Below are 21,494 nucleotides of genomic sequence, written 5' to 3'. Positions count from 1 at the left end.
CCGTGAGCCATTATTGTACGGCGCCCATTACATGCACATTCACATTCTCGGTATCTGCGGCACCTTCATGGGCGGCATCGCGCTGCTCGCCCGGGCCGCGGGCCATCGGGTCACCGGCTGCGACGCCAACGTCTATCCGCCGATGAGCACGCAGCTCGAGGCCGAGGGCATCGAGCTGGTCGAGGGCTATGGCGCCGACCAGACAAGGCTTGAACCGGATCTTTTCGTGATCGGCAACGCGATCTCGCGCGGTAATCCGCTGCTCGAAGAGATTCTCGACCGCAATCTTGCCTACGTCTCGGGTCCGCAGTGGCTGGCCGAGCATGTCCTGCGCGGCAAATGGGTGCTGGGCGTCGCCGGGACCCATGGCAAGACCACGACGACCTCGCTGCTCGCCTGGATTCTGGAAGAGGCAGGGCTGAAACCCGGCTTCCTCGTCGGCGGCGTGCCTCAGGGTTTCGGCGTTTCCGCCCGACTGACCGAATCGCCCTTCTTCGTGATCGAGGCCGACGAGTACGACACCGCCTTCTGCGACAAGCGTTCCAAGTTCGTGCATTACCGCCCCCGTACGGTGATCCTGAACAATCTCGAGTTCGATCATGCCGATATCTTCGGTGATCTTGAAGCCATCGAGACGCAATTTCATCATTTGGTGCGGACTTTGCCCCGGAATGGCCTCGTTGTCGCCAATGGCGGCGAGGAGTCGCTCAAGCGGGTCATCGCGCGCGGCTGCTGGACGCCGATCGAGTGGTTCAACGACTCAGGCGGTTGGGCTTTCGCCAGCCGCGACGCGGAGCGTTTCGAAGTCAGCCTCGCCGGCAAGCCTCTCGGTACGACGCGGCTCGGCCTGCCGGGCGAACACAACCGCGCCAATGCCGTCGCGGCGGTCGCCGCCGCGCGGCATGCCGGTGTGCCGGTCGACGTGGCGCTCAAGGCGCTGGAAACCTTCCCCGGGGTCAAGCGTCGGCTCGAGGTGCGCGGTACGGTGCGCGGCATCACGGTCTATGACGACTTCGCCCACCATCCGACGGCGATCGCTGCGACCATCGCCGGCCTGCGCTCGAAGGTCGGCGGCAAACGCATCCTCGCCGTGCTCGAGCCGCGATCCAACACGATGAAGCTTGGCATCATGAAGGCACAGTTGCCCGGCAGTCTCGCGGGCGCGGAGCTGACCTTCTGCTATGGGAAAGGCCTGGGCTGGGATGCGGGCGAGGCACTGACGCCGCTGGGAGACAGTGCGACGGCTTTCGACGACCTCGCCGACCTGGTTTCGGCCGTGGCCGGCGTTGCCCGCGAGGGTGACCAGATACTGGTGATGAGCAACGGCGGCTTCGGCGGCGTCCACCAGAAGCTCCTGGATGCCCTGGCGCGCTAGTTTAGATAGGCGAATTCGCGGCTGGCGGGGCGGTGCCAGAGCCGGAAATTGAGGGCGAGAGTGGCAGTCAGAAGGGCGGCGGCGCCGAGGTTGTGCGCCACCGCGATCGGCAGCGGCAGCGACAGCAGGACGTTGGCGATCCCCAGGCACCATTGCAGCGTCAGCAGTCCGGCCAGCCAGAGGCCCCAGCGCCGCCAGGCCGGAAGCCGGAGCAGCCTGATGGCCAGCCCGCCCGCCGACAGCAGGACTGCCAAGGCCCCGAGCCGATGGGTCCAGTGTATGGCCGTCAGCGCCGAGAAGGGCAACAGGCCGCCGTCGCTCGTTTGGCCCAGTTCGCGGCGCAAGGCGAAGGCGTGTCCGAAATCCATGGTCGGCAGCCAGCTGCCCTGGCAGGTGGGGAAGTCGGTGCAGGCCAAAGCGGCGTAATTGCTGCTCGTCCAGCCGCCGAGAGCGATCTGTGCGATTACCGCGACCAGCGTGAGCAGGGCCAGCGGACGCAGGCTGTTGGGGCGCTCGACGGGCCGCGGCGAGATCTGGCGCAACATCAGCCAGACCAGCAGGCCCAGCGTGGTCATGCCGCCCAGCAGGTGGGCGCTGACGATCACGGGCTTCAGCAGCAGGGTCACGGTCCACATGCCGAGCAGCGCCTGGAAGCCGACGATGCCGAGCAGGGCCGTCGGCAGCAGCGGCGAGGTGCGGTCGCGGATCCCGGGACGCCAGGCGAGGATGGCGAGGCCGAGAATCAGCAGGCCGAGCGTGCCGGCGAAGTAGCGATGCACCATTTCCTTCCAGGCCTTGCCCGATTCCACCGGTTTCCCGGGAAAGCTCTGCATGGCCGCGGCGTGTTCGTGCGGAGCGTCAGGCACGCCCAGCAGGTGGCCGTAGCACCCCGGCCAGTCCGGGCAACCCAGCCCGGCATCGGACAGGCGCACATAGGCGCCGAGCGCGACGACGCCGAACGCCAACAGCGTCGCGACGAGGGCGAGACTGCGATAGAGCCGCATCAGACAGGCAGCAGACGGTCGGCGAACAGCGCCGCGAACAGCAGCGTGAGATAGACGATGGAATAGCCGAAGGTCCGCTTCGCCAGCGCGTCGCTGTACTGGCGGATGAGCTGGACGGCGAAGCCCAGGAATACCAGGTTCAGCAGCGTCACCGCGCCGAGATAGATCGCGCCGCTCATGCCCAGCGAAACCGGGATCAGGCTGCCGGCGGCGAGCATCACGGTGTAGAGCAGGATGTGCTGGCAGGTAAAGGCCACGCCGTGCGTGACCGGCAGCATCGGCAGGCCGGCCTTGGCATATTCCTCGCGACGGTAGCATGCCAGCGCCCAGAAGTGCGGCGGCGTCCACAGGAAGATGATCAGGAACAGGGCCAGCGGCTCCGCGCCGATGCTGCCGGTCATCGCCGCCCAGCCCAGCACCGGCGGCATCGCGCCCGAGGCGCCGCCGATGACGATGTTCATCGGCGTGGCGGGCTTGAGCACCACGGTGTAGATCACCGCGTAGCCGAGGAAGGTGGCCAGCGTCAGCCACATCGTCAGGTCGTTGATGAAGGCGTGCAGCAGCCACAGGCCGGTGCCGCCGACCAGCATGGCCAGCGTCAGCGTCTCGGTCGAGGAAATCGCCCCGCGCGCGGTGGCGCGGGCGCGGGTGCGGGCCATGCGGGCGTCGATGGTGCGTTCGACCAGGCAGTTGATGGCGGCGGCGGCGCCCGCGACCAGTGCGATGCCGAGCGAGGCGACGAGGAAGCGCGCCAGCGGCGGAAAGTCGGGCGAGGCGAGCAGCATGCCGATCATCGCCGTGAACACGATCAGCGTGTTTACGCGCGGCTTGCACAGCTCGAAGAAGGCAGCGAGGCGTTGCGACAGCGGCAGGGTGGCGGTGGCGTTGAGTGCGGACATGGTCGGATCAGCCTATCCAGGAGTATTTGAGAAGCCGTTCGAGATCGGCGCGGATGCCTTGGGCATCGGCGCCGGGCGGATAGCGCATCATCGCCAGGCCGTTGGGATCGACGATGACGACCGTGCCCGCGGGCAGGTCGGCCAATGCGGCGGGCCGCGCGTCGAGGGCGAGGTGCTGGGTGCGCTGCCATTCCTTGGCCAGCACCACGCGCACGCGGCGCAGCTCGTCGAGGCGATCGGCATTGCCCGAATCGCCGACCAGCAGCAGCGACCATTTGCCCTTCACGCCATCCAGCCCGACGGCCACGGGCGGGGTGATCAGCGTGCCGTGATTGGCGGTCTTGCCCGGTTGCCAGCCGAAGAAGTAGAGGCCCGCGCCGATGGCGATGGGCAGCAGCGAGAGGGCGAGGAGCAGCAGCAGCGTGCGCTGCGCGCTGGACAGGGCGATGCGGGGCATATTCAGGGTGGCGGCATTCATGGGCGGCGCAGGAGGAAGAAAAGCCAGATGCCTATGCTGCTTGCGGCGAAGCCGAACCATTGCAGGGCATAGGAAAGGTGCTTGTCGGCGCGCTCGTCGGGACGCGGCCATGCCCGGGCGTAGCCATGCGGCGCGGTCGGGTCGAGTTCGACGACCACGGGCTGCAGCGGCCATGGCGCGGCGGCGGCGTAGCGGGCAAGATCGAGGTTCTGCCAGACCGGCTGCCAGCCGGCGGCGGGCTGAGCGAGGGTGAAGAATCTGGCCGGCGGCACCACGGCGATGCCGGTCAGCGTTACCGGCCCGACGGGCGTGGCGATCTCGGGCAGCACGCGATGGTCGGCCGCAGCCGGCACCCAGCCGCGGTTGACCAGCACGCGCATGTCGCTGCCGGCCAGGTGCAGCGGCGTCACCACGTGGTAGCCGGCGCGCTCGGTCGTCGGGTCGACTCGGTTGTCGATGAGGATCTGCCGCGCGGGTTCGAATTCACCGGTCAGCTCGACATGGCGGTAGCGCAAAAAGTCGGCGTCCCCCAAGGGGACTTCCTGCGGGGCGTTGGTGGTACGGTGCGGCATGGCGATCAGGGCGTCATGGCTGCGCTGGTCGAGTTCGGATTGCCGTTCAGTCTTGACTGCGTATTTGTTCCACTGCCACAGGCCGAGCGAGACAAAGCCGGTGACCAGCGCGACGACCAGCAGCCCGCCCCAGACGAGGATGCCCCTGCGCGAGGCGCTTGCCGCCGGCACCGCGTCGCGCGCATACTCGACGGGCGCCTGTTCAGGAGGTTCCGCCATGAAGATTTTCGCCGTGTTGATGTTGCTCGCCATCGTCGGCAGCCTGTTCTCGGGCCTGTTCTTTCTCTACCAGGACCGCGGCGCGGGCGAGCGCACCGTGCGCGCGCTGACGCTGCGCATCGGCCTCTCGGCTACGCTGTTCATCCTGCTGCTGGTCGGCTTTCGCACGGGATTGATTCCCGGTTACAGCCAGTAGACCAGCACGAACAGCAGCAGCCACACCACGTCGACGAAGTGCCAGTACCAGGCCACGCCCTCGAAGGCGAAATGGCGCTCGGGCGTGAAGTGGCCCTTGAGCGTGCGGCCGAGGATCACCGTCAGCATGATGGCGCCGAGCGTCACGTGGAAGCCGTGGAAACCGGTCAGCATGTAGAAGGTCGCGCCGTAGGCGCCGGCGCCCAGCGTCAGGCCCAGCTCATGGTAGGCGTGGTAGTACTCGTAGGCCTGGAAGCCGAGGAACGTCGCACCCAGGAGCACGGTCGCCGCCAGCCCGAGGTTGAGCTGCGTCCGCTTGTTCTTCAATAGCGCCCAGTGCGCCCAGGTCACCGTCACACCGGATGACAGAAGTAGCGCGGTGTTGAGCGCGGGGATGCCCCAGGCACCCATGGGCGTGAACTGCGCGCCTTTCGGACCGGCCGAGGGCCAGGCGCCGGTGAAGTCGGGCCACAGGGTGGTGCCGTGGGCGGACACCATGTTGCCGAGTTCGGGCACCGAGATGGTGCGCACGTAGAACAGCGCGCCGAAGAAGGCGGCGAAGAAGGCGACCTCCGATGCGATGAACCAGACCATGCCGTAGCGGAAGGACTTGTCTTCCCAGTCGCGGTAGGCGCCGGCCTGCGATTCGCCGATCACCTTGCCGAACCAGCCGAACAGCACGTAGAGGATGATGCCGACGCCGCCGAGCATGACCCAGGGGCCGGGTGCGAAGCCGTTCATCTTGAGGATGAAGCCCAGCGCCAGGGTGAACATCCCGCCCGACAGGATGAAGGGGTACAGGCTCGGCTGCGGCACATGATAGTGGTGGCTGTGCGGCTGCGCCGCCATGGATTCGGTCATTGCTTGGCCTCCGGTTTTGCGGTCAGCGCCTCGCGCTGGCCGTCGATGCTGAAGAATGCGTAGGAAAGGGTGATGTGGCGGATGTCCTTGTCGATGTCCGGCTTGACGATGAAGGTCAGCGGCATTTCCTTGGACTCGCCGGGTGCCAGCGACTGCTGGCTGAAACAGAAGCATTCGATCTTGTCGAAGTGCTGCGCGGCCTGGCCCGGGGTCACGCTGGGGATGGCCTGGGCCGTGACGGGGCGGCTCGAGGTGTTGCGCACCAGGTAACGCACCTGCTGCATCTCGCCCGGATGGGTGTCGAGGCTGACGGTGAGCGGACGCATCTCCCAAGGCAGGCCGGGCATCACGGTGCCGGTGAACTCGACCGCCACGGTGCGGCTGCGGTCGATCTGCGACGGTGCCGGCGTCGCCACTGCCGCGCCGACGGTCAGCCCGCCGATGCCGAAGCCGTCGCGGATGACGCCGCTCTTCGCCGTACCCTGCCCCGCCGTCTTGCCGTTGAATCCGGTCGCCTCGCACAGCACGTTGTAGAGCGGCACCAGCGCGAAGGCGAAGGCGAAGGCGCCGGCCACGAGCAGCAGCAGGCGCTTCACCAGCGGGGCATGAGAGGAGGTCATCCGCGCTTGAAGAAAAAGCCGATGATGTAGATGGCCAGCACCACCGCGCCGATCAGCCATGCCATCCTGCGCGAGGCCGTACGACGCTGGGCGAGTTCAGCTTCAGTGAAGTTCGCGTTCATCACTTCACCACCGGCTGGGTTTCCCACGAGTGGTAGGGCGGCGGCGAGGGCAGTTGCCATTCCAACCCTTCGGCGCCTTCCCACACCTTGTCGGACGCCTTCGGACCACCCTTGACGCACTTCCAGATGTTGTAGGCGAAGAGCAGCTGCGACAGGCCGAGGATGAAGGCGGCCACGGTCGAGATCATGTTGAACTCGGTGAATTGCAGCGCGTAGTCCGGGATGCGCCGCGGCATGCCGGCCAGTCCGAGGAAGAACTGCGGGATGAAGGTCAGGTTGAAGGAGACGACGGTGAGCCAGAAGTGCCACTTGCCCAGCTTCTCGTCGTACATGTGGCCGGTCCATTTCGGCAGCCAGTAATAGACGCCGGTCATCACGCCCATGATGCCGCCGGCGAACAGCGCGTAGTGGAAATGGGCGACGACGAAGTAGCTGTGGTGGTACTGCGCGTCGGCCGCGACGTCGGCCAGCACCAGGCCGGTGAGGCCGGCGATGCCGAAGAGCACGATGAAGCCGGTGGCGAACAGCATCGGCGTCTCGAAGCTCATGGCGCCCTTCCACATGGTGGCGATCCAGCAGAAGAACAGCACCGCCAGCGGCAGCGAGATCGCCATGGTACTGAACATGAAGTAGATCAGCGCCGGCACCGGCATGCCCACGGTGAAGAAGTGGTGGGCCCAGACGATCACCGACAGCACGCCGATGCCGATGAAGCCATACACCTGCGCCTTGTAGCCGTAGATCGGCTTGCGCGAGAAGGTCGCCAGCACGTGCGGCATCAGGCCCCACACCGGCAGCAGCAGGATGTAGACCTCGGGGTGGCCGAAGAACCAGAACAGGTGCTGGAACAGGATCGGGTCGCCGCCGCCGGCCGCGTCGAAGAAGTGGGTGCCGAAGTGGCGGTCGGTCAGCAGCATGGTCACCGCGCCGGCCAGCACTGGGATGGTGGCGATCAGCAGGAAGGCGGTGATCAGCCAGCCCCAGGCGAACAGCGGCAGCTTCATCATGGTCATGCCGGGCGCGCGCATGTTGAAGATGGTGACGATGATGTTGATCGAGCCGAGGATGGACGACACGCCGAGGATATGCACGGCGAAGATGGCGAAATCGACGCCGAGGCCGCCCTGCACCGACAGCGGGGCGTAGAAGGTCCAGCCCGTGGCCAGGGCGCCGTCGCCGATGCCGAACAGCGCCAGCGTGAAGGGCAGGGTCAGCAGGATCGCCGCCGGCGGCAGCAGCCAGAAGCCCCAGTTGTTGACGCGCGGCAGGGCCATGTCGGGGGCGCCGATCATCAGCGGGATCTGCCAGTTGGCGAAACCGGTGGCGGCCGGCATCAGTGCGGCGAAGATCATCACCAGCGCGTGGATGCCGATCAGCTGGTTGAAGAATTCCGGCTTCATCAGCTGCAGGCCGGGCTGCCACAGCTCGGCGCGCACGGCGAGGATCATGGCGCCGCCGACGAAGAACATGGTCAGCGCGAACGTCAGGTACATCGTGCCGATGTCCTTGTGGTTCGTCGTGGTCAGCCAGCGCAGGATGCCGGCGGGATGGTGCTCGCCGTGATGCTCTCCGGCGTGGCCGGGGACGGTGGTGGTTGCGACACTCATGGATGGCTCCTTAGCGCAAAGACTTGATCTGGGCGGGCTGGATCATGTCGCCCTTGCTGTTGCCGAGCGCATTGCGCTCGAAGGTGATGACCGAGGCGAGCTCGACGTCGGACAGCGTGTTCTTGAATGCCTGCATCGCGGTGCCGGCCTTGCCGTTCATCACGCGGTCGACATGGCTGTCGGCGATGATCTTGCCGGCGGGCGAGAGCAGCGGGCCATTGACGATCTTGCTGCCCTTGAGCGCCGGGAAGGCCGGCGGCAGGCCCTGCCCTTCGGGCTGGTGGCAGACCGCGCACTGCTTCTCGTAGACTTCCTTGCCCTTGGCCAGCAGCTCGTCCTTGCTCCAGGCGCGGTCGGCGCCGCCCGCGGCGGCGGCCTGCTCGGATTTCTTCTTGTCGAGCCAGGCGAGGTACTCGGGCTCGGGCACGGCATGCACCTCCACCGGCATGTAGCCGTGGTCCTTGCCGCAGAGCTCGGCGCACTGGCCGCGGTAGATTCCGGGCTTCTCGATCTTGACCCAGGTCTCGCGCAGGAAGCCGGGAATGGCGTCGCGCTTGACGCCGAACTGCGGCACCCACCAAGTGTGGATGACGTCGGTCGAGGTCAGCAGCACGCGCACCTTCTTGCCGACCGGCAGCACCACCGGGTTGTCGACCTCGAGCAGGTAGTGCTCGCCCTTGGCGGCCTTGTTCTCGATCTGCTCGCGCGGCGTGGACAGGGTGGAGATGAACTTGACGCCGGCCTCGGGGTATTCGTACTGCCACTTCCACTGCATGCCGGTGACCTTGAGCACCATGTCGGCCTTGTTCTTGGTGTCTTCCATGTCGATGATGGCGTGCACCGCCGGGATGCCCATCAGCACGAAGTCGATGAACAGCAGAATGGCGAAGGGCACGAACGCCCAGAACCACTGGATCCTGCCGGTCGGGCCGGTGAACTTGGCGGGTTGGTGGCCAAGGCTCTTGCGGTGCTTGACCATCGAATAGATCATGATCGCGAACACCACCAAGAAGAGCGCGGTGATGATCAGCATGAACTCGTTGTGGATGTGCAGCGTGTCGCGGGCGATCGGCGTCACCGGCTCGGGGAAGTTCCACTTGTAGTCGGCGAGCGCCGGTAGCGGTGACAGCGCGGCAAGCAGCTGCGCCAGTCGGACAAGAGTCTTCAAGACAACTTCCTCCTCTGGTTGAACGGGGCAATGGAAAGGGGGCAGACCCGGCTCGCCGCCGCGCGTTGCGGGCAGAGGAAAGCCGGTGCCGGCGCCACGCCGGCCGGAGACCGGGCATGGCGATGGATGGCCCAGCCGAGGCCGGCGAGTTCGAGGCCGGCGAAAGGCAGTACCAGCCAGGCACCGGCCAGGGCAAAGGCGACGGCGATGAACAGCGAGACCGCCGCAATGGCCAGAATGGCAAAGAACAAGGGGGATGCGGGGGTACGGGAGGAGGGGAGCGGCCGGCCCGGAACGGACCGGCGGCCTTCGATCACCCAAGCCATCGACTGAATCTCCCCTCGTTTAGAATCGAAACGCCCCCAGGAAAAGGGGGCGTCATTTGATCTGGATCAAACTTTCGGGGCAGTGTAACTTTAGGTCCAAATGATTGCAACCAGAAGTAACTACTCCAGCGCAAGGGGTTTTGCCCTTGCCGGGCGCCTGCTGTTCGTACTGGCCGCGCTTGCCGTGACGGGTTGCGGCGGCGGTGGGCCGGCCTTCCGTGCCACCGACATCAGCGGTACGACCGAGTGGGGCCGTGACTTCGCCCTGCCCGACGCCAAGGGGCAGTTGCGCCGGCTGGCGGATTTTCGCGGCAAGGCCGTGGTGCTGTTCTTCGGTTACACCCAGTGCCCGGACGTCTGCCCGACGACACTGTCGTCCATGGCAGAAGTGGTGAAAATTCTCGGCAGCGACGGCGCGAAGCTGCAGGTGGTGTTCGTGACCCTCGATCCCGAGCGGGACACGCCGGCGCTGATCGCCGAATACATGGCCCAATTCAATCCGGGCTTCCTCGGCCTGCGAGGCGATCGGGCAGCGACCGAGGCCGCGGCAAAGGAGTTCAAGGTGTTCTATACGAAACAGGCGGCCGGGACGTCCGGCGGTTACACTCTCGACCATACCGCGGGAAGTTACGTCTTCGATCCGCACGGGCGCCTGCGGCTCTACGTCCGTCACGGTGCGCCGGCCGCGGACATCGCGGCCGACCTGAAGCTGTTGCTGGCCGGCAAATAAGAAGGGGCTGCCGCAGCAGCCCCAAGTCACGGCGTAAGCGGGCGCCTACATTGCGGCGGCCAGCGCGCCCTTCATCTTCTGCATCGCCTTGGCTTCGATCTGGCGGATGCGCTCGGCCGACACGCCATATTCGGCCGCCAGTTCATGCAGGGTCGCGGTTTCCTCGCCATCCTCGACCAGCCAGCGGCGCTGGATGATGGTACGGCTGCGATCGTCGAGCGTGGCGAGAGCGCCCTTGATGCCTTCGTCCTGCAGGCGGTCGTATTCCTTGCGCTCCAGCTGCATCGAGGGCTCGACAGTTTCGGACGCCGCCAGATAGGCGATCGGCGCGTAGCGCTCTTCCTCGTCCTCGCCGGTCGGCTCCAGGGCGATATCGCCGCCGCTCATGCGGGTTTCCATCTCGACCACTTCCTCGGGCTTGACGCCGAGGGTGCGGGCGACTTCCTTGACCTGCTCGGGGCCGAGCGTGGAGAAGCTGGCCTTCATGCTGCGCAGGTTGAAGAACAGCTTGCGCTGCGCCTTGGTCGTCGCGATCTTCACCAGACGCCAGTTCTTGAGGATGTATTCGTGAATCTCGGCCTTGATCCAGTGCATTGCGAACGAAACCAAACGCACGCCCCGCTCCGGGTCGAAGCGCTTGACCGCTTTCATCAGGCCGATATTGCCCTCCTGAATCAGGTCGGCGTGCGGCAGGCCATAGCCAAGATAGCCACGCGCGATCGCGATCACCAGACGCATGTGCGAAAGAATCAGCCTGCGCGCGGCCTCCAAATCCTCCTCGTCGCGGAAACGGCGGGCCAAGCTCACCTCCTCCGCCTCGCTCAGCATCGGCATGCGGTTCGCCGCCTGGACATAGGCTTCAATGCTTCCGGCAGCGGACGGCAGCGGGAAGCTCACGGGGAAAGCGTTCTTCGTACTCAGGGCAAGGCTCATGGTGCGTCCTCCTTGATTGAATCTTAGCATCGCTGGAGCGTTTTTTGGCACTCCAGCGGTTAGAGTGCTAACAGTCTAAAAGTTCCTGAGTGTTTTTGTCAAGTTCTTGCTCGGGCGCGGAATCGCCTTGGCTTGCCAAGGGGCGATCGACCGGGTTCAGGCGCCGTCGCGCCCCAGGGTGCCTTGCAGCGACAGTGCCGCACCGGTCCATCCCAGCGCCGCCGCCAGTCCCAGCAGCAGGCCGGCCTCGGGCGTCGCCAGTGGGGCCAGCGCGAAGTCGAGGCGATAGAGACCGGCCAGTTCGCCGATCGGGGCTTTCAGCCAGGCGGTGGCGCCGGCGACGATCGCCCAGGCGATCGCGCCGCCCAGCAGGCCCTGCAGCGTGCCGAACCAGTAATAGGGGCGACGGATGAACGCATCGGTGGCGCCGAGCAGACGGCTGACCTCGATTTCGGCGCGGCTCGTCAGCACCTGCAGGCGGATGGCATTGAAGGTGATCGCCATCAGGCCGACGCCGAGCAGCGAGGCCAGCAGGACGACGGCGGTGCGGCCGAGCCGCAGCAGGGCGTCGAGTCGCTGCACCCAGGCCGAGTCGAGTTGCACATGCTCGACCCGCGGCAGCTTGCGCAGTTCGGCCGCCAGCCGCTCCATCGCCTCCGGCCGCTCGTCGCGCGGCGTGATCACCAAGGCGTCGGGGAACGGATTCTTCGGCAGGGCGTCGAGCACTTCGCCCAGTCCCTGGCCGGCCTTCATACGGCTCAGCGTCTCCTCGCGCGTCACGAGTCTCGCAGCGGCGACGCCGTCCATCCTGCGCAACCGCACCTCGACCTCCTGCGCTGCCTTGCGTTCGGCGTCGACGCTCAGAAACAGGGAGATCTGCGGCGTCGTCGTCAGGCCGCGCAATGCCGACTGGGCGTTGGCGAACAACATCTGCCCGCCCGCCGGCAGCGCGAGGGCCACGCCGATTGCCAGTAGCGAGAGCAGGGTGTTCACCGGCGCCGCCGCCAGCCGCCGCACGGCGAGCGCGGCCGCATCGCGATGCTGCCTGAGCCAGCCGATCATTGAGTTAGACGTCCATGATCGAGTCGGATCGGCCGCGCCTCGGGGAAAAGCGTGGCATCGTAGGTCGCGATGACCACGGTCACGCCGACCTGGTGGAACTCGCGGAATATGGCCGCGACGTCATGTGCGGTGTCCGGGTCGAGATGCGCCGTCGGCTCGTCGGCGAGCAGCAGGCCCGGCCGTCCGACGACGGCGCGCGCGATGGCCAGCCGCTGCTGCTCGCCCCCGGACAGGGCGATCGGCATGGCCTTTTCGCGGTCGAGCAGGCCCACCTTGTCCAGCGCCGCACGCACGCGCCGCGCCGCCTCCTTCGGCGCAAAGCCGGCGATCGCCAGCGGCAGGAGGACGTTGGCGAAGGCGTTGCGGTCGAACAGCAGCTTCTGGTCCTGGAACACGAGGCCGATGTTGCGCCGCAGGTAGGGAATGGCACCGCGAGCGAGCGAACCGACGTTCTGGCCGTTGACCAGCACCGCTCCGCCGGTGGGGCGCTCGATGGCCGCGATCAACTTGAGAAGGGTGCTCTTGCCGGCGCCGGAGTGGCCGCTGACGATCAGCAGCTCGCCGGCGGCGGCTTCGAAGCTGAGGTCGACGAGGGCGTCGATGCCCGGGGGATAGCGCTTCGAGACTCTGTCGAATCGAATCACTGCCTGGCCGGGGTCTCGAACAGCGCGCTGACGAATTCGTCGACGCGGAAGGGCTGCAGGTCCTCGATGCCCTCGCCGACGCCGATGTAGCGCACGGGCTTCGGGCATTGCCGGGCGATCGCGGCGAGCACGCCGCCCTTGGCGGTGCCGTCGAGTTTGGTGACGACGAGACCGGTGACGCCGATGGCCTTGTCGAAGGCCTTGACCTGGGCGATCGCGTTCTGGCCGATGTTGGCGTCGAGCACCAGCAGCACCTCGTGCGGGCCGCTCGGCTCCGCCTTCTGCACCACGCGGCGCACCTTGGCGATCTCCTCCATCAGGTGCAGTTGCGTCGGCAGCCGGCCGGCGGTGTCGGCCAGCACCACGTCGATGTTGCGGGCGCGCGCGGCGTTGATGGCGTCGAAAACGACGGCGGCGGGGTCGCCGGATTCCTGGGCGATCACCGTCACGTTGTTGCGTTCGCCCCAGGTCATCAGCTGCTCGCGCGCGGCGGCGCGGAAGGTATCGCCGGCCGCGAGCAGCACGCTCCTGCCCTGGGCCTGGAAATGGTGGGCGAGCTTGCCGATCGAGGTCGTCTTCCCCGAGCCGTTGATGCCGGCGACCATGACAATGAAGGGCCGGTGGCTGGCAAAGTCTATCGGCTGCTCGAGCGGGGCGAGCAATTGCTCGAGCAGCTCGGTCAGCGCCTGCTGCAGCAGGGCCGGCGCTTCGATCTTCTCGCGCTTGACCCGGGCCTTGAGCTCGTCGAGCAGCCAATGCGTCGCCTCGACGCCGCAGTCCGCCTGCAAAAGCGTGGATTCGAGGTCCTCGAGCAGTTCGTCGTCGATGCGGGCGCGGGAGAACAGCTCGCCCAGCGGGGTGTTGAGGGCGGCGCGGGTCTTGGCCAGACCGGCCTTGAGGCGCTCGGCCCACGAGGACTTCTTCTCGTCCGGTGCGGCGGACGCCTCGTTCTTCTTGAGGAAACCAAACATGGGGAGTGGGTGTCAGACGTGGGCCGCGCTATGATGCGCGACGCGAAAAATAGCAAAAAATCATTCTAACAGAGGCCCTTATCCCGCCATGACGAAGCCTGTCCCATTGCTTGCGCTGCTCGCGACGTGCATCGCCGTGTCGCCAACGCCGACCTTTGCCAATCCCTTCGAGACGAAACTCGCCAACGGTCTGCGCGTCATCGTCAAGGAAGACCGCCGCGCCCCTACCGCCGTGCACATGGTCTGGTATCGCGCCGGCGCGATGGACGAGAAGGACGGCACCTCGGGTGTGGCCCACGTGCTCGAGCACATGATGTTCAAGGGCACGAAGCATTACGCTGCGGGCGAGTTCAACAAGATCGTTGCCGAGGCCGGCGGCCGCGACAACGCTTTCACCAGCCTCGACTACACCGCCTACTTCCAGATCGTGCCGAAGCGCGCCCTGCCGCGCATGATGGAACTCGAAGCCGACCGCATGGCCAACCTGCAGCTCACCGCCAAGGAGTTCGAGCAGGAGATCAAGGTGGTGATGGAAGAGCGGCGCATGCGCACCGAGGACAACCCGCAGTCGCTGGTGCATGAGGCGCTCTACGCCGCCGCCTTCAAGGCCCACCCGTATCGCCGCCCCATCATCGGCTGGATGGACGACCTCGAGCACATGAGCTACACGGATGCGCGCGACTGGTACCACGCCTGGTATACGCCGAGCAACGCTTACGTCGTCGTCGTCGGCGATGTCGATCACCAGGCGGTGTTCGATCTTGCCGCGAAGACCTACGGCCGGATCAAGCCGCATGCCCTGCCGGAGCGCAAGCCGCAGAACGAACCCGAGCAGCCCGGCATCAAGCGCGTCACCGTCAAGGCGCCAGCCAAGCTGCCTTACCTGGCGATGGCGTGGAAGGTGCCCAAGCTCAAGGACGTCGACGCCGACCGCGAGCCCTATGCGCTCGAAGTGCTGGCCACGGTGCTCGACGGCCACGACGCGGCGCGCTTCTCGAAGAACCTGGTGCGCGGCTCGAAGATCGCCCAGTCGGCCGGCGCAGGCTACGATGGCACGCTGCGCGGCGAGGCCATGTTCATTCTCGACGGCCAGCCCGCCGAGGGAAGGACGGTCGCCGAACTCGAGGCCGCCCTGCGCGCCGAACTGAAGCGCGTTCAGGACGAAGGCGTCTCGCCCGAGGAACTGGCGCGGGTCAAGACCCAGACCATCGCCAGCCAGGTCTACAAGCGCGACTCGATGATGGCGCAGGCCATGGAAATCGGCGGCATCGAGGCCGCCGGCCACAAGTGGCAGGACATCGACAAGCTGCTGGAGAAGATTCGCGGCGTGACCGCCGAGGAGGTGCTGGTCGTGGCGAGGAAGTATTTCAACGACGATGCCCTGACGGTCGCCGTGCTCGACCCCTTGCCGCTCGATCAGGCCAAGCCGCGCAAGCCCGCGGTGGCCGTGCGTCATTGAACCGGAGAACGTCATGAAGAAAATGCTGCTGGTCGTTCTCGCATTGTTCGCCACGGTCGGCCACGCCGCGCCCAGGATCGAGCACTGGATCGCGCCGTCGGGCGCGAAGGTCTATTTCGTCGAGACCCATGTCCTGCCCATCCTCGACGTGTCGGTGGACTTCGCCGCCGGCACTGTCTTCGGTCCGGCCGACAAGACCGGCGTGGCGGGACTCACGCGCGCGCTGCTCGACGCCGGCGCCGGCGATCTCGACGAGGAACATATTTCGGCGAAGCTCGTGGACCTCGGCGCGCGCATGAGCGGCTCGGCCGATGCCGACCGCGCCGGCATGTCGCTGCGCACGCTGTCGTCGAAGACCGAGCGCGACGCCGCGCTCGAACTGCTGCGTACCGTGCTGTCGGCGCCGACTTTTCCGGAAAGCGTCCTGACGCGCGAGAAAGCGCGCACCATCGCCGGCATCCGGGAGGCCGATACCCGCCCCGACAGCATCGCCGCCAAGCGCTTCGCCGCCGCGATCTATCCGGGCCACGCCTATGGCGCGAGCGCGACTGTGGAGAGCGTCGAACGCATCGGCCGCGACGATCTCGTCGCCTTCCACCGCGACAATTACGCGGCCAGGCGCGCGGTGGTGTCCATCATCGGCGACGTCTCGCGCGCCGAGGCCGAGGCCATCGCCCAGCGCCTGACGGAAGCGTTGCCGCCGGGCAAGCCCGACGCGACGATTCCGCCGATCGCCTGGCCTGCTCGCGCCACCATGAAGGTCGCCCACCCGGCAACGCAATCGCACATCCACATCGGTGCGCCGGCCATTTCCCGCAACGATCCCGACTACTACGCGCTGCTGCTCGGCAACTACGTGCTCGGCGGCGGCGGCTTCGTCTCGCGGCTGATGCAGGAAGTGCGTGAAAAGCGCGGCTACGCCTACAGCGTCTATTCCTATTTCGCGCCGCGCAAGCTCGCGGGTCCGTTCGAGATCGGGCTGCAGACCAAGCGCGAGCAGGCCACTGACGCGATCAAGGTGGTCGAGGAGGTCCTGGCGAAATTCCTCGCCGAGGGCCCGACCGCGAAGGAACTGGCCGCCGCCAAGAAAAACCTCGTCGACGGCCTCGCCCTGCGCATCGACAGTAACGCCAAGATCCTCGGCTACCTCTCGAGCATCGGTTTCTACGGCCTGCCGCTGACCTACCTCGACGATTTTCCGGCGAAGATCGATGCCGTGACGGTAGATCAGGTCAAGGCTGCCTTCGCCCGCCATGTGAAGCCGGAGCACCTGGTCACGGTGATCGTCGCCGCCGACTGATGGCCAAGGTCCGCATCACCGGCGGCGAGTGGCGCAGCCGCCTGATCCAGGTGGCGGACGCGGAGGGCCTGCGGCCGACGCCCGACCGCGTGCGCGAGACGCTGTTCAACTGGCTGGGGCAGGATCTGAGCGGCCTGAACTGTCTCGACCTTTTCGCCGGCAGCGGCATCCTCGGCCTCGAGGCGGCCTCGCGTGGCGCGGCGCATGTGACATTGGTCGAGAAGAGCCGTGGTGTGTTCGAGCAGCTGCGGCGCAACGCCGAACCCTTTCGCTGCGACCGGGTGGAGCTGCTCTGCTGCGATGCGGTAAAATTCTTTCCTTCACCGGCGCGGCGTTACGATCTCGTATTCCTCGACCCGCCCTATCATCAGGGCTGGCTAGATAAAGTGAAACCGTTGCTGGACGGTTGGGTCATGCCGAAGGCGCGCATCTACGCCGAGGCTGAGCACCGGCTGGAGCGGTTGGGCGCCTGGCATGTCGCCAAGCAGGGACAGGCCGGGCAGGTTTTTTTCACCTGTTGGAACGGGAATGAACAACGGCATCGCCGTTTATCCGGGCACTTTCGATCCCTTCACGCGTGGGCATGAGGATCTCGTGCGCCGTGCGGCGCGGCTTTTCGCCCATGTCGTGGTCGGCATCGCCGAGAGCCGCGGCAAGCGCCCGGTGTTCGACTTGGCCGAACGCGTCGAGATCGCCAGCGAACTGCTCGAGGACCTGCCCAACGTCAAGGTCGTCGGCTTCGACGGCCTGCTGCGCGACTTCCTGCGCGAGCGCAACGCGCGCGTCATCCTGCGCGGTCTGCGCGCCGTCTCCGATTTCGAGTACGAATTCCAGATGGCTGGCATGAACCGTATCCTGCACCCCGATGTCGAAACGCTGTTTCTGACGCCAGGCGAGCAGTACATGTTCATTTCGGCCACCATGGTGCGCGAGATCGCATCGCTCGGCGGCAATGTATCGACCTTCGTGCACCCGCTCGTCGCCGAGCGCCTGGCACAAAAGTTCCAACAACGTTCTTCATGAAAGGGAAGCCGAAATGGCCCTGATAATCACCGACGAATGCATCAACTGTGACGTGTGCGAGCCCGAGTGCCCGAATAACGCGATTTCGCAGGGTGACGAGATCTACATCATCGATCCCGACAAATGCACCGAGTGCGTCGGCCACTTCGACACGCCGCAGTGCCGCGAGGTCTGCCCGGTCGACTGCATCCCTGCCGACCCGAGCCATGTGGAGTCGCAGGATCAGTTGATGGCGAAGTTCTTGAAACTTACTGGAAAGTAAGTTTCAAGAACTTCAATGGGGATCCGCCTCCCTCCCCCAGCCCCCTCCAAGGCTCGCATTGCACTGCTCGCCCGTTTCGGCGGCGCAAGGCGCTGCCTTGCGAAACCCCGCCTCAACCCTCGCGGAGGGGGAGACTTGCGGCGCGCTGCGCTCGACTGCTACGGGGCGCTCTGTAGTTTTCTCTGATGGGTCGCACGCTTCGCGTGCTCCGGTTAGTGCATGGTCTTGAGATGCCTCTGCGGCCATGCCTGGACCTCAGGGTCAGCGCTGGCACTTCGGACAGTAGTAGGTCGAGCGCTGTCCCTGCCTGATTTGTCTGATCTTCGTGCCGCATCGGCGGCATGCTTCGCCTTCGCGGCCGTAGACCCGGTGCTCGAGCTGGAAGTGGCCGGGATCGCCGTCGCAGCCGAAGAAGTCACGCAGCGTGCTGCCGCCGGCGCGAATCGCGGAGCGCAGGGTCTCCTTGATCGCCGTGACCAGCCGTTCCAGCCTTGCGAGCGATACCTTTCCGGCCGGCGTGCGTGGGGCGATGCCGGCGCGGAACAGGGCCTCGGAGGCGTAGATGTTGCCGACGCCGACGACGACGTGAGCGTCCATGATTGCCAGCTTGATTGCCGCGCTGCGGCCGGTGAGGCGCCGATGCAGCGCCTTGGCCGTGAAGCTGCGCGCGAGCGGCTCCATGCCGAGGTCTTTGATCAGCGCATGGGCATTGGGGTCGCCCTCGATCCAGAGCAGGGCGCCGAAGCGGCGCGGGTCGTTGAGCCGCAACATCAAATCATCGAAGACGAGGTCGACATGGTCGTGCTTGCCCGCCGGTGTCCGTGGTGGCAGCAGGCGCAGCGTCCCGGACATGCCGAGGTGAAGCAGCACGGTCCCCGTGCCGAAGTCGAGCAGCAGATACTTGCCGCGTCGCGCGATGCCGGCGAGCGTCTTTCCCTTGAGGTGACGGGCCAATGCAGCGGGCAGCGGATAGCGCAGTGCCGGCGCACGCAGGCTGACGGCGCTGACTGTCCGTCCGACCAGTGCAGGGGCGATGCCCATGCGGGTGACTTCGACTTCGGGCAGCTCGGGCATGGCGGCGGGGGGGCGACGGGGGGCGGTGCACTTGCGAAACTGCTAACATCCGGCATCTTATCGAAGTCCCCGCCCCCTTAGTCCGACCGCCATGAAACGCCGCCTGCTGCCGCTCCTCTTCGCCGCCTGCTTTGGCTCCGGCGCGTCCGTCGCGCAGCAGGAGGATGAGGCGGTCGCGATTCCCGTGCCGGTACCGCCTGCGCCCGCGGTGTCGACGCTGCCGGCGCAGGAACTGACGCCGCAGATCCTCTATCAGTTCCTGCTGGCCGAGATCGCCGGCTCCCGCGGCAACATCGGCCTGGCGGTCGATGCCTATCGCGACCTCGCCCGCACGACGCGTGATCCACGCATCGCCCAGCGGGCGGCGCAGGTCGCGTTGTTCGCCCGGCGCTACGAAGTCGCGCTCGATGCCGCGCGACTCTGGGCGGAACTCGATCCGGAATCCGCGCAGGCGCGGCAGATGGTGACCAGCCTGCTCGCGGCGGGCGCGCGTCCCGAAGACCTCGCCGAGCATATCGCTCGCCAGCTCGCGGCCGAGGGCGGCAACCTGCCCAATGCCCTGCTGCAGCTCAACCGCGCCCTGGCCCGGGTGCCCGACAAGCGCAAGGTCTTGAGCATCGTCGAACAGGTCACGACGCCCTATGTCGGTATCGCCGAGGCCCACTTCGCCCGCGCCGTCGCCGCCCATGGCGCCCAGGACGCGACGCGGGCGCTGGGCGAAGCCGAGCGCGCCGTGGCGCTGCGCCCGGACTGGGAGCAGGCCGCGCTGCTGAAGAGCCAGCTGCAGCCCCGCGCCGAGGCGATCGAGACCCTGCACCGCTTCGCCAGCCAGCATCCGGCCTCGCTCGACCTGCGGATGGCATTGGCGCGGATGCTGGTGGCGGAGAAACGCTATCCCGAGGCGCGGCGCGAGTTCGGCGTGCTGCTCGCCGCCACGCCCGACGATACCGAGACCCTTTACGCGCTGGGCGTGCTGTCCTACCAGCAGCAGGATTTGCGCGAAGCCGAACGCTACTTCCGGCGCCTACTCGAGCTCGATTTCGCCGACGCCGACAGCGTGCGGCTTTACCTTGGCCAACTTGCCGAGGACGAGAAGCGCTGGGACGAGGCGATCAAGTGGTACGAGCAGATCGGCCCGGGCGAGCAGTTCGTTGCGGCACGCCTGCGCCAGGCCTACGCGCTCGCCAAGCAGGACCGCCTCGACGACGCATTGCACCACTTGCAGGCGGCGCGAACGGAGCACCGCGAACATGCGGTGCGGATGCTGATCGGCGAGGCGCAGCTGCTGCGCGAGGCCGGCCGCACCGCCGATGCGCTGGCCGTGCTCGACCAGGGGCTGGCCGCGCAACCCGATCAGCCGGAACTTCTGTACGAGGCGGCCCTAGTCGCCGAGCGCCTCGGCCGCATCGACGTCTTCGAGGCGCGGCTCAAGCGCCTGCTGCAGATAAAGCCCGATCATGCCCATGCCCTCAATGCGCTGGGTTACTCCCTCGCCGAGCGCAATGTCCGTCTCGACGAGGCGCAGCAGCTGATCGACCAGGCGCTGGCGCTGGCGCCCGACGATCCCTTCATCCTCGATTCCAAGGGCTGGGTGCAGTTTCGCCGCGGCCAGACGGCGGCGGCGCTCGTTACCTTGCAGCGCGCATTCGCCATCCGCCCCGACCCCGAGATCGCGGCCCACGTCGGCGAAGTCATGTGGGCCCTGGGTCGCCGCGAGGAGGCCGCGAAGACCTGGGCGGACGCTGCCAAGCTCCACCCAGGCAACGACGAACTGACGGCCACCATCAAGCGCTTTCAACCTTGACGGTGCTCCGCTGCCTGTTGCCGTTCTGTCTGGGGCTGCTCTCCGCCTGCGCCTCGCTGCCGCCGCCTGCACCAGTGTCGGCTTCCGCCGAAAGTTTCGCGCTCAGCGGGCGCCTGTCCCTGCGCCAGGGGGAGATGCGCCATCACGTCGGCATCAGCTGGCGCCATGAGCCGGCGCGCGACGAAATTTTCGTCAGCGGCCCGCTTGGCCAGGGACTCGCCGAACTGACGCGCGACGCGACGGGTGCGAGGCTGCTGACGGCGGATCGCAAGGTCGTCACCGCGCCCGACTGGGAAAGTTTGGCCGAGCGTGCCCTCGGCGCCCGGCTGCCGCTCTCCAACCTGCCGCACTGGGTCGTCGCCGTGCCGCCGGCGCCGACTTTCGATGTCGACGGCTGGCGCATCGAGGTGCGCGAGGTCGCCGACGGCCGGCCGGCCTTGATCGAACTGCGCCGCGACGACATCGAGGCGGTTCTCCGCATCGACAGCTGGGCGCCATGAGCAGGAAGCAGGGGCCCCGCGCAGCGGGGATGCGACCGCCCGCGATTGGCGCCGGCCGCCGACGCCGCGCCGGTGGTTTGCGTGTCGCTGGTTCGGAGGTGGCGCCATGAGCAGGAAGCAGGGGCCCCGCGCAGCGGGGATGCGACCGCCCGCGATTGGCGCCGGCCGCCGACGCCGCGCCGGTGGTGTGCGTGCCGCTGGTTCGGAGGTGGCGCCATGAGCAGGAAGCAGGGGCCCCGCGCAGCGGGGATGCGACCGCCCGCGATTGGCGCCGGCCGCCGACGCC

25 protein-coding genes are annotated in these 21,494 nt (G+C 66.9%); 10 read left to right on the top strand and 15 right to left on the bottom strand.

What is annotated here, in order from left to right; translation table 11 throughout:
• Nucleotides 1-31: 31 nt before the first annotated feature.
• Nucleotides 32-1,375: a UDP-N-acetylmuramate:L-alanyl-gamma-D-glutamyl-meso-diaminopimelate ligase gene (gene mpl, locus EJE94_RS02575; RefSeq protein ID WP_121240566.1), complete on the top strand. Its 1,344-nt coding sequence runs from the start codon at nucleotides 32-34 to the stop codon at nucleotides 1,373-1,375.
• Here the strand turns inward: mpl and EJE94_RS02570 are convergent.
• From EJE94_RS02570 to EJE94_RS02555, 4 genes are read right to left on the bottom strand one after another with little or no spacing between them, the layout of a single operon-like run.
• Nucleotides 1,372-2,379: a COX15/CtaA family protein gene (locus EJE94_RS02570; RefSeq protein ID WP_121239914.1), complete on the bottom strand. Its 1,008-nt coding sequence runs from the start codon at nucleotides 2,377-2,379 to the stop codon at nucleotides 1,372-1,374. The two genes, mpl and EJE94_RS02570, sit on opposite strands and share 4 nt — an antisense overlap.
• Complete coding sequence (gene cyoE, locus EJE94_RS02565; protein ID WP_121239913.1) at nucleotides 2,379-3,278, bottom strand: heme o synthase; 900 nt, start codon at nucleotides 3,276-3,278, stop codon at nucleotides 2,379-2,381. Before cyoE ends, EJE94_RS02570 begins: the two co-directional genes overlap by 1 nt.
• A 7-nt stretch (nucleotides 3,279-3,285) precedes the next feature.
• Nucleotides 3,286-3,756, bottom strand: a complete 471-nt coding sequence (locus EJE94_RS02560) for a redox-active disulfide-containing membrane protein (RefSeq protein ID WP_121239912.1) — start codon at nucleotides 3,754-3,756, stop codon at nucleotides 3,286-3,288.
• Nucleotides 3,753-4,547: an SURF1 family protein gene (locus EJE94_RS02555; RefSeq protein ID WP_207855652.1), complete on the bottom strand. Its 795-nt coding sequence runs from the start codon at nucleotides 4,545-4,547 to the stop codon at nucleotides 3,753-3,755. The genes EJE94_RS02560 and EJE94_RS02555 overlap by 4 nt, the downstream gene beginning before the upstream one ends.
• On the opposite strand from EJE94_RS02555, the gene EJE94_RS02550 reads away from it, so the two are divergent.
• On the top strand, nucleotides 4,546-4,743 hold the full coding sequence (locus EJE94_RS02550) for a twin transmembrane helix small protein (RefSeq protein ID WP_121239911.1): 198 nt from the start codon (nucleotides 4,546-4,548) through the stop codon (nucleotides 4,741-4,743). The two genes, EJE94_RS02555 and EJE94_RS02550, sit on opposite strands and share 2 nt — an antisense overlap.
• Here EJE94_RS02550 and EJE94_RS02545 read toward each other — a convergent pair.
• The 6 genes from EJE94_RS02545 to EJE94_RS02525 are packed head-to-tail and all read right to left on the bottom strand — an operon-like array spanning nucleotide 4,731 to nucleotide 9,371.
• Entirely contained in the window at nucleotides 4,731-5,603 is an 873-nt protein-coding gene (locus tag EJE94_RS02545) for a cytochrome c oxidase subunit 3 (protein WP_370685652.1), read from the bottom strand. The genes EJE94_RS02550 and EJE94_RS02545 overlap by 13 nt on opposite strands.
• Complete coding sequence (locus EJE94_RS02540; protein WP_121239910.1) at nucleotides 5,600-6,223, bottom strand: cytochrome c oxidase assembly protein; 624 nt, start codon at nucleotides 6,221-6,223, stop codon at nucleotides 5,600-5,602. The genes EJE94_RS02545 and EJE94_RS02540 overlap by 4 nt, the downstream gene beginning before the upstream one ends.
• Complete coding sequence (locus EJE94_RS14905; protein ID WP_275540512.1) at nucleotides 6,220-6,345, bottom strand: hypothetical protein; 126 nt, start codon at nucleotides 6,343-6,345, stop codon at nucleotides 6,220-6,222. The genes EJE94_RS02540 and EJE94_RS14905 overlap by 4 nt, the downstream gene beginning before the upstream one ends.
• Nucleotides 6,345-7,952: a cytochrome c oxidase subunit I gene (ctaD, locus tag EJE94_RS02535; protein WP_121239909.1), complete on the bottom strand. Its 1,608-nt coding sequence runs from the start codon at nucleotides 7,950-7,952 to the stop codon at nucleotides 6,345-6,347. Before ctaD ends, EJE94_RS14905 begins: the two co-directional genes overlap by 1 nt.
• A 10-nt stretch (nucleotides 7,953-7,962) precedes the next feature.
• Nucleotides 7,963-9,120: a cytochrome c oxidase subunit II gene (gene coxB, locus EJE94_RS02530; RefSeq protein ID WP_121239908.1), complete on the bottom strand. Its 1,158-nt coding sequence runs from the start codon at nucleotides 9,118-9,120 to the stop codon at nucleotides 7,963-7,965.
• Nucleotides 9,117-9,371, bottom strand: a complete 255-nt coding sequence (locus EJE94_RS02525) for a DUF2244 domain-containing protein (protein WP_243642504.1) — start codon at nucleotides 9,369-9,371, stop codon at nucleotides 9,117-9,119. The genes coxB and EJE94_RS02525 overlap by 4 nt, the downstream gene beginning before the upstream one ends.
• Before the next feature lie 175 nt (nucleotides 9,372-9,546).
• On the opposite strand from EJE94_RS02525, the gene EJE94_RS02520 reads away from it, so the two are divergent.
• Nucleotides 9,547-10,176 (top strand): SCO family protein, encoded by a 630-nt coding sequence (locus EJE94_RS02520; RefSeq protein ID WP_121239906.1) that lies wholly within the window; start codon nucleotides 9,547-9,549, stop codon nucleotides 10,174-10,176.
• A 45-nt stretch (nucleotides 10,177-10,221) separates the two neighbouring features.
• Here the strand turns inward: EJE94_RS02520 and rpoH are convergent, their stop codons facing one another.
• The 4 genes from rpoH to ftsY all read right to left on the bottom strand — a co-directional run bounded on the left by rpoH (nucleotide 10,222) and on the right by ftsY (nucleotide 13,786).
• Nucleotides 10,222-11,109 carry an RNA polymerase sigma factor RpoH gene (gene rpoH / locus EJE94_RS02515; RefSeq protein ID WP_121239905.1) on the bottom strand — a complete coding sequence of 296 codons (888 nt, stop codon included), beginning with the start codon at nucleotides 11,107-11,109 and terminating at the stop codon, nucleotides 10,222-10,224.
• Between the two features lie 156 nt (nucleotides 11,110-11,265).
• Nucleotides 11,266-12,171, bottom strand: a complete 906-nt coding sequence (ftsX, locus tag EJE94_RS02510; protein ID WP_121239904.1) for a permease-like cell division protein FtsX — start codon at nucleotides 12,169-12,171, stop codon at nucleotides 11,266-11,268.
• The gene (locus EJE94_RS02505; RefSeq protein ID WP_121239903.1) at nucleotides 12,168-12,815 is read right to left on the bottom strand and encodes a cell division ATP-binding protein FtsE; all 648 of its coding nucleotides are present in this window, start codon (nucleotides 12,813-12,815) and stop codon (nucleotides 12,168-12,170) included. Before EJE94_RS02505 ends, ftsX begins: the two co-directional genes overlap by 4 nt.
• Nucleotides 12,812-13,786 carry a signal recognition particle-docking protein FtsY gene (gene ftsY, locus EJE94_RS02500; protein WP_121239902.1) on the bottom strand — a complete coding sequence of 325 codons (975 nt, stop codon included), beginning with the start codon at nucleotides 13,784-13,786 and terminating at the stop codon, nucleotides 12,812-12,814. Before ftsY ends, EJE94_RS02505 begins: the two co-directional genes overlap by 4 nt.
• Before the next feature lie 88 nt (nucleotides 13,787-13,874).
• Here ftsY and EJE94_RS02495 point away from each other — a divergent pair, with 88 nt between their 5' ends.
• Genes EJE94_RS02495 through EJE94_RS02475 form a run of 5 tightly spaced genes read left to right on the top strand, consistent with a single transcriptional unit; the run spans nucleotide 13,875 to nucleotide 17,830 of the window.
• Nucleotides 13,875-15,245 (top strand): M16 family metallopeptidase, encoded by a 1,371-nt coding sequence (locus EJE94_RS02495; protein WP_121239901.1) that lies wholly within the window; start codon nucleotides 13,875-13,877, stop codon nucleotides 15,243-15,245.
• A 13-nt stretch (nucleotides 15,246-15,258) separates the two neighbouring features.
• Complete coding sequence (locus tag EJE94_RS02490; protein ID WP_121239900.1) at nucleotides 15,259-16,545, top strand: M16 family metallopeptidase; 1,287 nt, start codon at nucleotides 15,259-15,261, stop codon at nucleotides 16,543-16,545.
• Nucleotides 16,545-17,132, top strand: a complete 588-nt coding sequence (rsmD, locus tag EJE94_RS02485; RefSeq protein WP_124962386.1) for a 16S rRNA (guanine(966)-N(2))-methyltransferase RsmD — start codon at nucleotides 16,545-16,547, stop codon at nucleotides 17,130-17,132. Before EJE94_RS02490 ends, rsmD begins: the two co-directional genes overlap by 1 nt.
• Nucleotides 17,074-17,568: a pantetheine-phosphate adenylyltransferase gene (gene coaD / locus EJE94_RS02480; protein ID WP_121239898.1), complete on the top strand. Its 495-nt coding sequence runs from the start codon at nucleotides 17,074-17,076 to the stop codon at nucleotides 17,566-17,568. Before rsmD ends, coaD begins: the two co-directional genes overlap by 59 nt.
• A 13-nt stretch (nucleotides 17,569-17,581) precedes the next feature.
• On the top strand, nucleotides 17,582-17,830 hold the full coding sequence (locus EJE94_RS02475) for a YfhL family 4Fe-4S dicluster ferredoxin (RefSeq protein ID WP_121239897.1): 249 nt from the start codon (nucleotides 17,582-17,584) through the stop codon (nucleotides 17,828-17,830).
• Between the two features lie 261 nt (nucleotides 17,831-18,091).
• Here EJE94_RS02475 and mutM read toward each other — a convergent pair whose 3' ends face one another.
• Nucleotides 18,092-18,904, bottom strand: coding sequence for a bifunctional DNA-formamidopyrimidine glycosylase/DNA-(apurinic or apyrimidinic site) lyase (gene mutM / locus EJE94_RS02470; protein ID WP_121239896.1), 813 nt, complete (start codon nucleotides 18,902-18,904; stop codon nucleotides 18,092-18,094).
• A gap of 91 nt (nucleotides 18,905-18,995) precedes the next feature.
• Between mutM and EJE94_RS02465 the strand changes: the two genes are divergently transcribed.
• Together EJE94_RS02465 and EJE94_RS02460 are read left to right on the top strand one after the other, a co-directional pair.
• Nucleotides 18,996-20,708, top strand: a complete 1,713-nt coding sequence (locus EJE94_RS02465) for a tetratricopeptide repeat protein (protein WP_121239895.1) — start codon at nucleotides 18,996-18,998, stop codon at nucleotides 20,706-20,708.
• A gap of 2 nt (nucleotides 20,709-20,710) precedes the next feature.
• A complete protein-coding gene (locus EJE94_RS02460; protein WP_121239894.1) occupies nucleotides 20,711-21,208 on the top strand; it encodes an outer membrane lipoprotein LolB in 498 nt (165 codons plus the stop codon).
• Nucleotides 21,209-21,494 lie beyond the last annotated feature (286 nt).

This window comes from Sulfurisoma sediminicola, assembly GCF_003865015.1.
GTDB classification, from domain to species: Bacteria; Pseudomonadota; Gammaproteobacteria; order Burkholderiales; family Rhodocyclaceae; genus Sulfurisoma; species Sulfurisoma sediminicola.
Note: the sequence above shows the minus strand (reverse complement) of the source record. Positions and strands in the feature narration are given on the sequence as shown.